The sequence below is a fragment of the Bacillus sp. NTK034 genome (assembly GCF_017303275.1).
Classification (GTDB): domain Bacteria; phylum Bacillota; class Bacilli; order Bacillales; family Cytobacillaceae; genus Cytobacillus.
In genome coordinates this window covers 1,147,036-1,161,518 of record NZ_JAFKOJ010000001.1, presented here as the reverse complement: position 1 = coordinate 1,161,518, position 14,483 = coordinate 1,147,036, and the positions used below count along the sequence as shown (strand labels likewise).

Sequence of the window (14,483 nt, the reverse complement as noted above, 5' to 3'; positions counted from 1 at the left end):
CAGATAATGGGAAGAAAATTTAGAATGTCTTTAACTTATTTTCACCCCTCCTATATTAACGGAATTAATATAGGAAAGGTTTCAAGTTTTTATCAGTATGTTGTAAAGTGAGTAAGCTTCTGCAGTCTGTAAGTAAAATATTTTACCACTGGCATTTTTTCATTGGATGGATAGTTATTCGTATAGATTGCACCGTTATTATTCCAAAGCTTATTAAAGTAGCTGTCGACATCCTTCATAACCTTCGATTGGTCAGGAGCGCTAATTTTTAAATTTGTCTCCAGGTTTAAATCATCCAGATTTCTCTTTGTGAAATTTGCTGAACCAGCTATGATCATATTATTTTCTTTCCCGGTTACATACATGATTTTCGCATGGTACTGTTCAAAGCCCGTATTGTACCATCTGATTTTTATGTTTTCATGGCCTAATTTGTCTAATTCAGCTGCCACAGGTATATTTGGCAGCCCAATTTTTTCAGAGCCGAAAGCGTTCTGATTTGGATCCAGGATCATTTTTACTTTTACTCCCCTGTCGGCTGCTTCTTTTAGTGCATCAACCACTTTTCTGTCAGCAAGATAAAACATGCCAAGCCAGATGGTTTCACCTTTCCTGACTTTATTGATTTCTTTAATAATGTGTTTATAAATCTTGCCTTCAGTCAGCACCTGGGCTTTAACCGTGCCTGTTTTATTGCTGTCTGCAGGCTTAGCATTTGTCAGTTTGCCTGATGCTGAATAATCGACCACCGCCTGCTCGGTTTTCACGAGGTCAGCTAAAATTGACCCTTTTACTTCAAACGCGATATTTGAATGAAAACCGCTGGCATTATGGGGATTTCCAGATGTGACAATTCCTGTTTTCTCCGTTACAAAAACTTTCCGGTGATTTGCTTTAATATTCATGAGATCGAGATAGGACCGAAATGTCACTTCAGGAGCATTTTCTGCAAGCGGATTGGGAAGCCAGCCTTCGCCACCCTGGCCAAACCATTGTAAAAAAACACGCCAAAATGCCGAATAGATAGGATTAGAATCTCTTAATGGAACTAATGAGGTATAAACTACATTTATACCATTCTTTTTCAGTTTCTTGAATTCTGGTACATCATGCGATCCATATGTACTGTTAATCCGATCTGTGATCACCGTAATATCCATATTGGGGTGGCTTTGCTTTTGTTCGATGAGCTCTTCAGTTATTTTACCGCTAATATCCGGATATTCTTTATCACCATCATTAAAACCATTGAATAAAAACATATCCATCACGATAAAATCCTCTGCCTCACCAATTGCTTCTAATATCCGGTTAAAAATCTGCTGATCACTTTCTCTTCTGCCGTTATCTTTTTCAAAAGTTAAATCGTATAAGAACTTAATATCTTCTACAGTGTGAACTTCCCCTTCGAAAGAAAGGCCTTTTGGCAATGGTTTATTGGATTGATAGATGATGGTTGCTGTCAATACCAGCACAAGGCTCAAAATGGGTATCCATACTGCTTTTCTATTTAACTTTCCCCGAACCTTTTTCACCAGGACTCCCCCTGCCCATTAGACTGCGATAACTATATATAGACCATTTTTGACTATTGTAAACTCATCTATGCGTTTGCAAGCAAAATAAAAGGCAAAGGGCTGCGCCTTTGCCTTGAATGATATATATTTTTTAGCCTACAAGCTTTACAAGCATATGAGATAGTTTATGCTTTTCTTCTTCAGTCCCTACATTCCACAATTCCTGCAGAAGCTTTTCTTCACGGTTTCTTGGATCTTCTTTGGAAGCCAGATAATCGCCTACCTTTTGAGCTGTGTTTGCAAGCTGTTCCTCATCCATGCCCATTTTCTGGCCCAGGGAGACCTTACCGCTTAAATATTCTTTAAAACCGTCAAAGCTTGAAAGAATTTCATCTTTCTTTTCGCTTCCCATATTGCTGAGCTTTTCCTCTACATTGCCGGCTTGTCCATTTACATTATTCATATTCTGTTCCATGCTGAATCTCTCCTTTATATGGATTTGATTGCTGTGACAGTCTACTATTACCCTGCTGGAATTTATATCAAACACCGGGCAGAGAGTTTGAGGCGCTTCACTGAAATAAATTGGACAACTTTTTATTTGTACATGGTATGCAGGTTTGCTCACATGGTACAATATACTAACATAGAAAGTATGAAGGAGAGTTTTTATGATTTATGGAATTATCATTATTTTAGCTTACTTACTTGGCTCCATTCCTTCTGGTTTAATTGTCGGGAAAGTTTTTTATGGAGTGGATATCCGGGAGCATGGCAGCGGAAATTTAGGCGGTACCAATACATTCCGGACCCTTGGGGTTAAAGCAGGCATGATTGTAACCATAGCTGATATCTTAAAAGGCACCCTTGCTGCAGCCCTCCCCTTATTCTTTGGTTCGGACATGCATCATCTTGCAGCAGGTGTTTTTGCAGTTATAGGGCACATGTATCCGCTGTTTGCCGGCTTTCGCGGCGGTAAAGCAGTTGCCACATCTGGGGGAGTGCTGTTAGCCTATGTACCCCTAATGTTTCTTATCATATTGGGTGTTTTCTTTCTAAGCCTTTACATAACAAAGTACGTGTCCTTGTCCTCTATTCTGGCAGCAGTTGCCTCCATTATTTACGCACTTATTCTGGGAGACATACCACTCATTATAGTTGTATCAATTCTGGGATTCTTTGTTATTTACAGGCATAGAGCAAACATTAAACGAATAAAGGACAAAACTGAGCCCAAAATAAAATGGCTTGGCTGAAAAAACAGCCAGCAGCGCAAAGCAGCAGATTTCATCTGCTGTTTTTTTTATTTAATTTGAATTATTTTCAGATATTTCAGTATAGTTTATTTGAATAAAGTGTTAAAGTGATATTATACTAATCACAAAGACCCAGAAGCTTAATATTAAAAAATTTTATAACAATCAAATTTTTATACATAAAAAAACATAAATTGCTATCTTTCGCCATACATTAGTTTAGGCAAAAAATTTCAGCCAAAAACGTTAAAGTAAGGATGAATTATGGAATGGAAAAGGAAAAAGAGAATTACCTAAAAAAAGCAGCGGAAGAAATTAAAGAAACCGAAATGACATCTGATTACTCGGCAGATATTGGACAACTTGCTGCGGGTATTGCACATGAAATTAGAAATCCGCTTACAACAGTAAAAGGATTTATTCAGCTCTTGAAGCCTTATTTAATTGAGATCGGCAAAGAACAGTATGCAGAAATTGCCATAGAAGAGATAAATCGGGCAAATGATATGATTTATGAATTTTTAAATGCATCCAAACCTGCTCAAAACAAAAAAACGGAAATTGATATAAACAAATTGATTCAGGAAATGAATATCTTATTTGAAAACGAGGCTAACATTAGAAATATACACCTTACAGTAAGCCTTAGCTCCAGAAACCCCCTCTTCTATGGTGATTTGAAGCAGATAAAGCAGGTGCTGATTAACATTATTAAAAATGCCCTTGAAGCATGTGAAGAAGCTCATGCAACGGAAAGTAAGGTATGTCTTATTGTCAAAACAATTAACCAGAAAACGCAAATCATTATTGAGGATAATGGACCTGGAATGACAGAAGAAACCATAAACCAATTATTTGTGCCATTTTATACAACAAAAGAAAAAGGAACTGGAATCGGTTTATCAATATGCCGGAAGATAATAGAAGAACATGATGGCAAAATTAAAGTCCATTCCAAATATTCGCATGGCACCATTTTTGAAATTGAACTCCCTGCAATCTTGAGCTGAGGCATTTATCTCAATATATCAAATAATGGAATTTGCAAAATAGAAAAAAAAAGATGAAAAATGTAAAAATTCATATTAAAATTAGACTATTAATATATCTGATGCTTTATATTAAGGGGATAATTTTTATGAAATTCACCAAAGCCTTCCTGCTATCCGCATTTTTCTTTACCACATTTTTAATTTGCTCGGGCCTGCTCATCTTTAAAATGCACACTGAAAATAAGGCTGAGGCAGCTGAAGCCAAACCAGCTCAATTGCATATGGAAAACAGAGAAACCACCGCGGTTAATAAAATGCTTATAGAGAAGGCGACATTGGGAGCAATTGGCGACATACTGATTCATGACAGGGTATATAATGTTGCAAAAACAAAGACAGGCTATGATTTCAAGCCGATGTTTGAGCATGCAAAAACGCTATTAAAAACTCCCGACATCCTGCTTGCCAATCAAGAGACTATTTTGGGAGGTCCGGAAATAGGCATTTCCAGTTACCCCATGTTCAACAGCCCTCAGGAAGTGGGAGACGCCCTCATTGAGGCTGGTGTTGACATTGTTTCAACAGCCAATAACCATTCACTTGATAAGGGAGAAAAAGGTTTGAAAACATCCCTGGATTATTTAGATCAGATAGGATTGCCGCATGTAGGAACGAGCAGAACCCCCGGCGAACAGCAAACCTTAAAAATACTAAACAAAAACGGAATTAAAGTTGCTTATCTTTCTTACACATATGGTACAAACGGAATGCCCGTTCCGGCAGGAAAAGATTATCTCGTTAACCTTATTGATAGAACAGCAATGAAAGAGGAAATTAACCGGGCAAAAGATGAAGCTGACGTAGTTGTTATGAGTATGCATTGGGGAAATGAATACCAGCTTCAGCCCACAGAGGAACAAAAGGAACTGGCAGAGGTCCTTGCAAATGATGGTGTGGACATTATTTTTGGACACCATCCACATGTACTGCAGCCAATGGAATGGATTGACAGGAAAGACGGACGGAAATCTCTTGTTGTATACTCTCTGGGCAATTTTTTATCCGGCCAGATTAATGATTACAAGGACATAGGCGGTATTGCAACTGTAGAGATAACGAAGTATATTGATCAAACCGGTGTCAATATTGAACTTTCCAATCCGGGGTTCATCCCGACATACGTAAGCAATAAACAGCAGGAAAAATATCGGGTCGTACCGTTGAAGGATGCTGGCGGCTATGGCCTTCCCAATGCAGAGTCCAAATACAATGAAATTATGGCACATATGCTCGATCATGTTCAGTAAAAAGCGCTTTTTAGCGCTTTTTTTATGTAAAAAATGGTAAAATATATTGTAGCAAAGGAGCTATGATCATGAAAACCGCTTATGTTACTAAATCTTTTCCTTATTTGCAATTATGTATATTCACAGCTTCAATAGTGCTTTTTCAATACAAACTTTTTGCTTTCGCTTTTATACTTTCCTTTGGACTTATCCTTTTTTTACTATTCACTTCAAAGCTGGAGCGTGTGTTTGCCTGGATCATTGCAGGGTACTTAACAGGCAGTCTACTGTTTCTTTATGGCGATAAAATGCTTGATGCACTGCCATTTCAACACTATATCTTAATGATATTCAATCGGGTTCTTCTGTTAATTCCTATTCTTCTGCTTGTCTATATTTCTATAAAATTTAATAAAACTGCCATCCCCTTATTGCGCAAACCGGATTGGAATTCCCAAATATATTTCCCATTCATATGGAGCGGCTTCCATTCATTAAAAATAAAACATTTTCTTGTGATTGCCATCATGATTAATTTTGCTTCATTTGCCTATTCAATTTTTACTGCTGAAAACTCCTTTACCAGGGACTTTATCATATTCCTGATTGGCTTCTCCATCATTAATGGAATAATGGAAGAGCTTTTATGGAGAGGAATCATCTTATCTAGAATGTCGGAGCTTTCAGGCGATAAGGCAGCTGTTCTTATTTCTGGGCTGGCGTTTGGATTTTCTCATATCATGCTTGGCTACTCTATTGGCCTATGTCTGCTGTTTGCTGCTGGGGGAATATTCTATGCGGCTATTACTGTTAGGTCCAGAAGTATTTTCCCTGCTGCCATATGGCACATGGCCATGAACGTATTTATGATTTTAAGCGGTTTAATCCCATTCCCAGGATGAATAAATATTGATTCAATCCATCATTAAAGGTATTGGAACAGACATTTTATTCGCGCACAGGGAAAAACTAGCCTATAATATGACTATCACCCAGGAGGAGGAATTTCAAATGAACATACATATTGAAGATCAGGCTGCCCAATGGTATCAGGAGGAAATGCTCTTGAATAATGGTGACTTCGTCCGCTTTTTTGCAAGATATGGCGGCTGCAGTACTGTCCAGCAAGGTTTTTCATTAGGAGTCTCTAATGAACACCCGCATAACGCAGGAGTGCAGACTGAAAAAAACGGAATTACTTACTTTATTGAAGAAAAGGACTTATGGTACTTTGATAATCATGATTTATTCGTAACATTTAATGAGAAAGCACGGGAACCTGAATTCAAATATAACAATGGGTAAAAGAAGCAGATCCGGCCTGCTTCTTTTTTCTATAAAAGATAATAATAAACTCCGAAGATAGATAACGGTCTAGCTCAAGGGCGCCTTCCGCTTTTCTTACAGCAGCCGTTCCAGCTGCTCCCAGAGCTTCTCCTTTTCAAGTATTTCTTTCTGCCTGTCACCAATCAAGTCATAATGCGAGTACCCATCATCCCGATAATCAATCCACTCAGCCTTCAGGCCATGTGTTTCTCCCCATTCTATCAACTTCTTCAGATCCGAACACCCGACCTTTGTGACCGTTTTACAGCCTGGGAAGCGATCATCTATCCAATAATGGGTTAAAAAAGCAATTTCTCCACGATCTATTTTCATCTTCCATTCTTGAAGATCTTTTCTGCGAAGACCGAATGCCATATATTTTCTCCATTCTTTGAGCAGTAAGCAAAATTATCTGACAGCACTCTCCGGCTGTTTTTTAGCTTCTTCATATGCTTCATGCCAATCAGGATATTTCTTTTTAATTGAGATCGGCCGGAAATTATCCTTTTTGACGCAAACATGCTTGGACAAGCCTGTTACAGCAAGATCTCCTTCATCATTGTAAATCTCATATCCATAGCTGACGCGGAATCCGTCATACTCTTCAATCCAGGTTTTTATCGTCGCAGTTTGACCATAGCGCAGTGGTTTTTTGTAGGAAGCCAGGATATCCAGAACAGGCGAAATGATGCCATCCTTCTCCATTTCAGCATAGCTGAACCCCAGATCTTTTATGATCTGTGTCCGGCCAAGCTCCATCCATACCAGATAATTGGCGTGATACACGACTCCCATTTGATCTGTTTCTGCATATCTTACTTCTATTTCTTTTGTTGAAATGAGCATACTTATTCCCCTTTGCTGATCTTTTTTAAGGCGATTTCAAAATCTTCTTTTTCCAAAATGCTAACCTGTTCTATATCCTCATCAATTGCTGATACGATTCTCATTGCCTGTGCCTGAATAGCCTCATCTGCCAGGTTGGCGGCAAAGCGTCCATTCCCATTTATTTCGATCTTTGCTAAAGTGCGGTTAAGGTAGTCCCCTGCTTCTTCCGTAAGCGTATATTCATATTGTCCAGCATACGATATAATAATTTCCAATAGCTCTGCCGTTGAATAATCCTTAAAATGAAAGAACTTTTTAAAGCGGGACTTTAGCCCCGGATTACTTGACATTAGTTTTTCCATTTCATTTGGGTAACCCGCTAAAACAACGACAAGATTTTCATTATGTTTTGTCATTTCATCCACTAATGTATCGATGACTTCTTTTCCGAAATCTCCTGATGTCTGGGAAAGAAGTGAATAGGCCTCATCGATGAAAAGGACCCCGCCTAACGCTTCTCTTATCTTTTTCTTTGTTTTGATGGCGGTTTGGCCTACATAGCCAGCTACAAAATCAGCACGGCTCGCAACCATCAAATGTCCGCGTTTCAGAAATCCGCATTCCTTCAGCAATTCTGCATAAATCTTTGCTACAGTTGTTTTCCCTGTCCCCGGATTCCCGGTAAATACTGAATGCAGCTGGATAGGGACAACAGGCAGCCCTTTTTCACGGCGCAGCTGCTGCATCTTAACAAATGACACTAAGTTATGAACTTCTATTTTAACTGTTTCAAGTCCGATTAATTGGGCAAGCTGCTCTTGTGGATCCATTAGCTTTTCTTCTTCTTCACTTTCAAAATCTTCTTTTTCCAAGAGTGTATATGCCATGATGTTTTCGTTCTTTTCAGCTTGTGAGCCTTTTCTAAAAATAGCATCTAGAACAATGTTTCTGACAGTCCGGGCATTTCCGAACGTATCATCAACCCGCTCTTTTTCAATTCGCTTTCCAAGTTCCTGCTTTGCCCCTTCCGTCAGGACATAATCATTATCCGCAGACAGCTTTTCTGCAATCTGGAGAAGCTCCTCATTAGAATAATCAGGCAGCGCAATAAAATTCGACTCTGGGAAACGGCTGCGAAGGCCAGGATTACTGTCCAGAAATTGTCTCATCTCTTCTGGATAACCGGCCATGATAACCGCAAACTTTCCTCCATATTCCGTACCGGTCATCAGTGATACGAGAGTATCAATGGCTGTTTGTCCATAGTCACTGCCGGTCTGTCCCTCACGCTTTAAGCTGTACGCCTCATCAATGAACAGCACTCCACCGATAGCCTTTTCCACGGCCGCCCTGACATTTTCCTCCGTTTGACCGACAAATCCCCCAACCAGCTGTGACCGATCTGCTTCTATTACTTCTTCCCGCGGCAATACACCCAGGCTATGATAAATCTTTGCCAAAAGCCGGGCGATAGTTGTTTTGCCTGTACCTGGATTGCCAGTAAGAATCATATTAAGGCTGAGTTCATCTTTCGTTTGAAAACCAAGTGACTTGCGTTCATTTTGATATTTTAAAAAACGGTAAAAGTCATGTACTCTGTTTTTGACCGAGTGCAGGCCAACCATTTCATTGAGTTCAACCAGAGGGTCTTTTGGTAAATCAGACTCTTCATCCTCCGATTCAAATATCTCTTTCCATTCATTTTTAAGTCTGTTGATGGCATTCAAGTGCTTTTTCATATCGGTGTAATAGGTTGAAGTATGGAAAACACCGGATATAGATTGCTCATATTCTTCAGCAGCTTTTAAAAGAAAAGCTGTTTCTTCAATAGCTTTTTCAAGTATTTCAGTCAGCTTCCGGTATTCCACATCCTCATAGGCATGCTGCTTTTTTTGCAGATCTTCCAACTCATCATCTGATTTGTTGATAAAGCTTCTGCAAATTTCTATGAATTGCTCAGCTGTCTTCTTTTTTGCTGCCCTGTTATCGGTTTCCCGAATCGGCGGGAAAGTCAGCGTTTCAAGAAGATTGCTTTTATTTTTCCACTCGGATTTTCCTAATTGGGCAGCCGCCAAACTATTGCCTGTGTCCAGTTCAACAGCCTTCTGAAGCCACGCACTGGCAAGAGTATCATCGGTATACTTGCTTAACCTGGATATAGCAGCGATGGTCAGTAATTCCGAAAGAAGCCGGGGATCTGCTTTTTCATTGATATTTTTAATAACATTTAGCAATTCTGCTTCATTTTGTATGTATCCGTACTGATCAAGCTCATTTTTCCAATGATAAACCTGGCCCTCCGCCGGTTTTGCCTGTCTTTTCTGTTGTGTCATCGATTATCACTTCTTCTTCTTAGTTTCCACAACTTATCTTACCATATTTCTGTAATGATCTATAAAGAATGAGCTCCTTATCATGATCTTTCAATAGGAAAAGACCTAATCACACTGGATTAGGTCTTTTTTGGTTGTTAATAATTATTTTTCTCGCTGGTATTGCCGTTCTGCTGTGCCTGATACTCGTCCTTTATTTCAGAACGGAATGAAGCAAGGCTTTCCCTGCGGCGTTCATTTTTTGCTTCAATCCTGGCTAGGTCCTCTGCATTTGCATACTTCATTGATTCTTCAGCTTCGTCCATATTCTCGATCGTATGAACGATCATGGACTGAAGCTTTTCAACGTTATCGCTGCGGTCATCTGGATTTGGTCTGTTATGTGCCATGGTTTGTTCCTCCCTTTTTTAGGTGTTGGTACAAAATTAGTTTGTGAAAGAACAAGAAAAATATTGGCGGAAATGTGTGGGCAGCTTGCCTGAAAGTATGCCTGACTTTTGAAACAAAAAACCTGCCGTAAATGAAACAGCAGGTTAATTACAGTTATTCGCCTTTAGTTTGAATCACTTGAGCATGCTGCCCGGATTTGTCCTGCATTTTCTTGCCTTTGTTGCCGCCAAATCCGCGTGATTGTGTACCAATATGGTTCGGGGCAAAATGATTAGGGTGTCTTTTTTGATTACTCATGGATATCCCTCCTCATTTTAAGTATGGTCAAATTCAGAGGGTTTCATGAATGGCAAGTAATTCTATTCGGCCTTGTTAAGTCGTTTAAGCTCGAGGCGTTCTTCGATTTTTTCCATTGCATCTTGATCTTTAAGCAGCTGGCGTTTATTTTCTGAAACTAATTCTGCAAAGGAGCGTTTTCTAGGCTTTCTCATAAATCTTTCACCTTCCTTTAATAACATTGTAACAGTCATTATCTCCAGAAACTCTTTAAATTATTACAACTTTTCGAAAATTTAATCCGCATATACCCAGAATACGTGAAAAAGTACATAAGGTTCACTGCTATTGGTAAAATATTCAGAAAAAAAGCTTTTCATCTAAATTTCCTTTTTTATGGCGGTGTAAACCTATACAAAAAAACATCTGCTCCCGACAGATGTTTTTTACATTTCATCTATATACTGATTCATAATTTCAAGGGACATCGCACTTAAATATTTATTCCGGATAATTCCTTCTTCATCAATAAAAAAAGTGGTAGGAATCGTTATTATTTGATAGGCATTGGATGCTTTATCATTCACATCAAGGAGAATTGGAAAATTCACGCGCATTTCTTCTGCAAAGCCGGCAACATCAGATTGAGGATCGATGTTCACTGCCAATATAACAACTTCATTTCCCTTTTGAATATAGAATTTTTGGATATCAGGCATTTCAGCTTTACATGGAGGACACCATGTTGCCCAAAAGTTGAGCATGACTTTCTTTCCTCTATAATCTGAGAGCTTTACTGTATCCCCCTGAAGGTTTTTCAATTCAAAATCTGGGGCTTTCAAGCCTATTCCTAAACCAGTCTGATTAACGGGATGACTCTTGACTTCATCTTTTTCAACTGCCTGCACCACAAAAATTGCAGTAGTAATTATTAATAACACAGCAGCTGAAAACATTTTTTTGAACATGCTGTATTCCCTCCCGGCTATTAAGGGCTTTTTGCTTCCTTGATTGTATTTTAACCTAGAAAAGCAAAATTAATAAGGTTCTAAACAGCCAATAAGACAGCATAAATGTGACAGATCCGTAAACAATTCCATAAATCCAATTTTTGAGCGGATATTTGTATTTCATCATTTCCTTTACTAAATAGAAAAGAGCCAAAAAAGCCCCTAACATGGTTCCTTTACTTCCTCCTGAGAAATATAAAATCCCCATAGGGTTGCTTAGAATGGTTTTTGTCTGAAAGAGAATTGAACTAAATTTATAAGTAAAAAAGCCAATTAGAACTGCATTTATTATGACATTCAGAAAGATTTTTTTATATTCCCCGTTATCTCTTAATGTATTTGCAATAGTAAAATAAGCAACGATAGCTGAGAGCAGGACTAATGCCCATTCATACTTCACTAATAAAGGCCCAATTAAAAATGCACCCAAAGTCAGCCCCCCAAAGTTAATATATAGTTAACATACCTGAACCCGTATATTTTGTAAAATAAAAAACCGCTATGTGAACGAGCACATAGCGGCAGTCATAATTAGTTAGCCAGTTTATCACGAAGAACCATTTGCAGGATTCCGCCGTGACGGTAGTAATCAATTTCAACTTCAGAGTCAAAACGAACAAGAGCTTCAAAAGAAGTCTGATTGCCGTTTTCATCTGTAGCTGTAACCTTAACAAAATCACGTGGTCTAACATTTTCATCGATTTGAACATCGATTGTTTCTTTTCCTGACAAACCAAGAGTTTCTGCACTTTCGCCTGCCTTGAACTGAAGCGGAAGTACACCCATTAGAACAAGGTTAGAACGGTGGATACGCTCATAGCTTTCAGCAATAACTGTTTTAATTCCAAGCAGGTTCGTACCTTTTGCAGCCCAGTCACGGGAAGATCCCATTCCATAGTCTTTGCCGGCAAGAACTACTAAGCCAGTTCCATCTTCCTTGTATTTCATGCAAGCATCATAGATGGAAGTTACTTCGCCTGTTGGCCAGTATGTTGTGAAGCCGCCTTCTGTACCAGGTGCGATCTGGTTGCGGATACGAATGTTTGCAAATGTACCGCGCATCATAACTTCATGGTTACCGCGGCGGGATCCATAAGAGTTAAAGTCGCGTGGTTCAACACCGTTCTCGCGAAGGTATTTTCCTGCTGGTGTATCTTTGCCGATCGCACCTGCCGGAGAAATATGGTCAGTTGTGACAGAATCACCGAACTTGCCGACAACACGCAATCCTGATAAAGGTTTAACTTCATCAGCATTAGGAGTTAAGCCTTCAAAGAACGGAGGATTCTGGATATATGTTGAATTATCATCAAATGAATATAACGGCTCATTGCTTGTCTGGATTTGGTTCCAGCGGGCATTGTCATCAAATACATGCTCATATTCTTTACGGAACAATTCAGGTGTAACAGTCTGTTTAACCACTTCATTAACTTCAGCAGTAGATGGCCAAATGTCGTTAAAGAAGACATCGTTGCCATTCTTGTCTTTTCCGATTGGCTCGTTTTGAAGATCGATATCGACTGTTCCAGCTAGTGCATAAGCAACTACTAATGGCGGAGAAGCCAGGTAGTTAGCTTTTACAAGCGGATGGATACGCCCTTCGAAGTTACGGTTACCGGAAAGAACAGATGTTACAAGAAGGTCGCTTTCAGCTACAGCCTTTTCGATTTCTTCTCTTAATGGGCCGGAGTTACCGATACATGTTGTACAGCCATAACCTACAAGGTTGAATCCAAGCTGTTCCATGTATGGAAGAAGACCTGAATCACGCAGGTATCCAGTAACAACCTTAGATCCCGGAGCCAAGGAAGTTTTTACGAACTTAGGAACTTCCATTCCAAGTTCAACTGCCTTTTTCGCCACTAAACCTGCACCAACTAAAACATAAGGGTTTGAAGTATTTGTACAGCTAGTGATTGCCGCAATGGCAACTGCACCCGTTTTCATCTTGGTTGAATCGCCATTTGCAAACTCAACAGTGATTTCTTTGTCGATTTCTTTCTTATCCAAGCCAAAGCCCTGGTTGCCTTGAGGAGCTGTGATAGCGTCATTGAATTCCTTTTTCATAGCTGAAAGCGGAATTAAGTCCTGTGGACGCTTAGGACCTGAAAGGTTCGCTTCAATTTCGGCAAGATTGATTTCAACTACATTCGTATATACTGGCTCTAGAGCCGGATCAAAGAACATTCCATTTTCTTTGCAGTATTTTTCCACAATTTTGATTTGCTTTTCTGGACGTCCAGTCAGGCGCATGTAATCCAGGGCTTCCGCATCAACAGGGAAGAATCCGCAAGTAGCTCCGTATTCTGGTGCCATGTTAGCAATTGTAGCTCGGTCAGCCAATGGAAGCTGTGTAACACCAGGGCCGAAGAATTCTACAAACTTGCCAACCACTCCCTGGCTGCGCAGTACCTGGGTTACCTTTAAAGCAAGGTCAGTGGCAGTTGTTCCGTTAGGAAGCTCGCCAGTAAGCTTAACCCCTACAACTTCAGGCACAGGGAAATATGAAGGCTGTCCAAGCATACCTGCTTCAGCTTCAATACCTCCTACACCCCATCCAAGAACGCCGATACCGTTGATCATGGTTGTATGGGAGTCAGTACCTACAAGGGTATCAGGGAAAGTTTCAAAATCGCCTTCTGTTGTTTCCAGTGCATGAACAACATTCGCAAGGAACTCAAGGTTCACCTGGTGAACAATACCCGTTGCAGGAGGAACTGCACGATAGTTGTCAAATGCTTTTTGTGCCCAGCTCAAGAACTGGTAACGCTCAGCGTTGCGTTCGAATTCAAGCTCCATGTTGGCTTCAAGAGAATCAGGCGTACCATACTTATCTACCTGTACAGAGTGGTCGATAACCAGATCAACCGGCTTCTCAGGATTGATTTTGTCAGGGTCCCCACCCATGTCAGCCATTGCCTTACGCAATGAAGCCAGGTCAACTACTGCCGGAACTCCAGTGAAGTCCTGCAGAATTACACGTGATGGTTTGAAAGGAACATCTACTTCTTTTACTTCAGAAGTTCCCCATTTTGCCAGGTTTTCAACATGCTCTTTTGTAATTACACGGCCGTCATATTGACGAAGTACTGATTCCAATAATACCTTAATAGAATAAGGCAATTTGGAAACATTACCCACTCCAGCTTCTTCCAGAGCGCCTAAATGATAGTAGTGATAGCGCTTCCCGTCCAGATCAAAGGATTTGCGGGAATTGAACACATCATTCTTTGCCAAATGTATTACCCCCTCTTTCAATAAACATC

The 14,483-nt window shown here is 39.8% G+C and carries 16 protein-coding genes; 5 read left to right on the top strand and 11 right to left on the bottom strand.

Going from position 1 to position 14,483, the window contains the following annotated elements:
* Positions 1 to 92 precede the first annotated feature (92 nt).
* Positions 93 to 1,535: a phospholipase D family protein gene (locus JI665_RS05780; protein WP_206837462.1), complete on the bottom strand. Its 1,443-nt coding sequence runs from the start codon at positions 1,533 to 1,535 to the stop codon at positions 93 to 95.
* Positions 1,536 to 1,668: 133 nt separating this feature from the next.
* Positions 1,669 to 1,992 (bottom strand): DUF3243 domain-containing protein, encoded by a 324-nt coding sequence (locus JI665_RS05775; protein WP_206837459.1) that lies wholly within the window; start codon positions 1,990 to 1,992, stop codon positions 1,669 to 1,671.
* A gap of 196 nt (positions 1,993 to 2,188) precedes the next feature.
* On the opposite strand from JI665_RS05775, the gene plsY reads away from it, so the two are divergent.
* From plsY to JI665_RS05750, 5 genes are all read left to right on the top strand, one after another.
* On the top strand, positions 2,189 to 2,773 hold the full coding sequence (gene plsY, locus JI665_RS05770) for a glycerol-3-phosphate 1-O-acyltransferase PlsY (protein WP_206837456.1): 585 nt from the start codon (positions 2,189 to 2,191) through the stop codon (positions 2,771 to 2,773).
* A 269-nt stretch (positions 2,774 to 3,042) separates the two neighbouring features.
* Positions 3,043 to 3,783: a sensor histidine kinase gene (locus tag JI665_RS05765; protein ID WP_244671083.1), complete on the top strand. Its 741-nt coding sequence runs from the start codon at positions 3,043 to 3,045 to the stop codon at positions 3,781 to 3,783.
* 128 nt (positions 3,784 to 3,911) lie between these two features.
* Complete coding sequence (locus JI665_RS05760; protein ID WP_206837449.1) at positions 3,912 to 5,072, top strand: CapA family protein; 1,161 nt, start codon at positions 3,912 to 3,914, stop codon at positions 5,070 to 5,072.
* A gap of 68 nt (positions 5,073 to 5,140) precedes the next feature.
* Positions 5,141 to 5,953 (top strand): CPBP family intramembrane glutamic endopeptidase, encoded by an 813-nt coding sequence (locus JI665_RS05755; RefSeq protein WP_206837446.1) that lies wholly within the window; start codon positions 5,141 to 5,143, stop codon positions 5,951 to 5,953.
* A gap of 109 nt (positions 5,954 to 6,062) precedes the next feature.
* Positions 6,063 to 6,356 carry a HesB/YadR/YfhF family protein gene (locus JI665_RS05750; protein ID WP_206837442.1) on the top strand — a complete coding sequence of 98 codons (294 nt, stop codon included), beginning with the start codon at positions 6,063 to 6,065 and terminating at the stop codon, positions 6,354 to 6,356.
* A 96-nt stretch (positions 6,357 to 6,452) separates the two neighbouring features.
* Here JI665_RS05750 and JI665_RS05745 read toward each other — a convergent pair whose 3' ends face one another.
* From JI665_RS05745 to acnA, 9 genes are all read right to left on the bottom strand, one after another.
* On the bottom strand, positions 6,453 to 6,752 hold the full coding sequence (locus tag JI665_RS05745; protein ID WP_206837440.1) for a hypothetical protein: 300 nt from the start codon (positions 6,750 to 6,752) through the stop codon (positions 6,453 to 6,455).
* Between the two features lie 33 nt (positions 6,753 to 6,785).
* Positions 6,786 to 7,223 (bottom strand): acyl-CoA thioesterase, encoded by a 438-nt coding sequence (locus tag JI665_RS05740; protein WP_206837437.1) that lies wholly within the window; start codon positions 7,221 to 7,223, stop codon positions 6,786 to 6,788.
* A gap of 2 nt (positions 7,224 to 7,225) precedes the next feature.
* Positions 7,226 to 9,538, bottom strand: coding sequence for an AAA family ATPase (locus JI665_RS05735; protein WP_206837433.1), 2,313 nt, complete (start codon positions 9,536 to 9,538; stop codon positions 7,226 to 7,228).
* Positions 9,539 to 9,675: 137 nt separating this feature from the next.
* Positions 9,676 to 9,927, bottom strand: a complete 252-nt coding sequence (gene tlp, locus JI665_RS05730; RefSeq protein WP_206837431.1) for a small acid-soluble spore protein Tlp — start codon at positions 9,925 to 9,927, stop codon at positions 9,676 to 9,678.
* Between the two features lie 154 nt (positions 9,928 to 10,081).
* Positions 10,082 to 10,225 carry an acid-soluble spore protein N gene (locus tag JI665_RS05725; protein WP_009334718.1) on the bottom strand — a complete coding sequence of 48 codons (144 nt, stop codon included), beginning with the start codon at positions 10,223 to 10,225 and terminating at the stop codon, positions 10,082 to 10,084.
* A 62-nt stretch (positions 10,226 to 10,287) separates the two neighbouring features.
* A complete protein-coding gene (locus JI665_RS05720) occupies positions 10,288 to 10,419 on the bottom strand; it encodes an FbpB family small basic protein (protein WP_026041570.1) in 132 nt (43 codons plus the stop codon).
* 231 nt (positions 10,420 to 10,650) lie between these two features.
* Positions 10,651 to 11,172 carry a peroxiredoxin family protein gene (locus JI665_RS05715; protein WP_206837428.1) on the bottom strand — a complete coding sequence of 174 codons (522 nt, stop codon included), beginning with the start codon at positions 11,170 to 11,172 and terminating at the stop codon, positions 10,651 to 10,653.
* Between the two features lie 55 nt (positions 11,173 to 11,227).
* Positions 11,228 to 11,644, bottom strand: coding sequence for a hypothetical protein (locus JI665_RS05710; RefSeq protein WP_206837424.1), 417 nt, complete (start codon positions 11,642 to 11,644; stop codon positions 11,228 to 11,230).
* Positions 11,645 to 11,745: 101 nt separating this feature from the next.
* The gene (gene acnA / locus JI665_RS05705) at positions 11,746 to 14,454 is read right to left on the bottom strand and encodes an aconitate hydratase AcnA (protein WP_211202429.1); all 2,709 of its coding nucleotides are present in this window, start codon (positions 14,452 to 14,454) and stop codon (positions 11,746 to 11,748) included.
* Between the last annotated feature and the right edge of the window lie 29 nt (positions 14,455 to 14,483).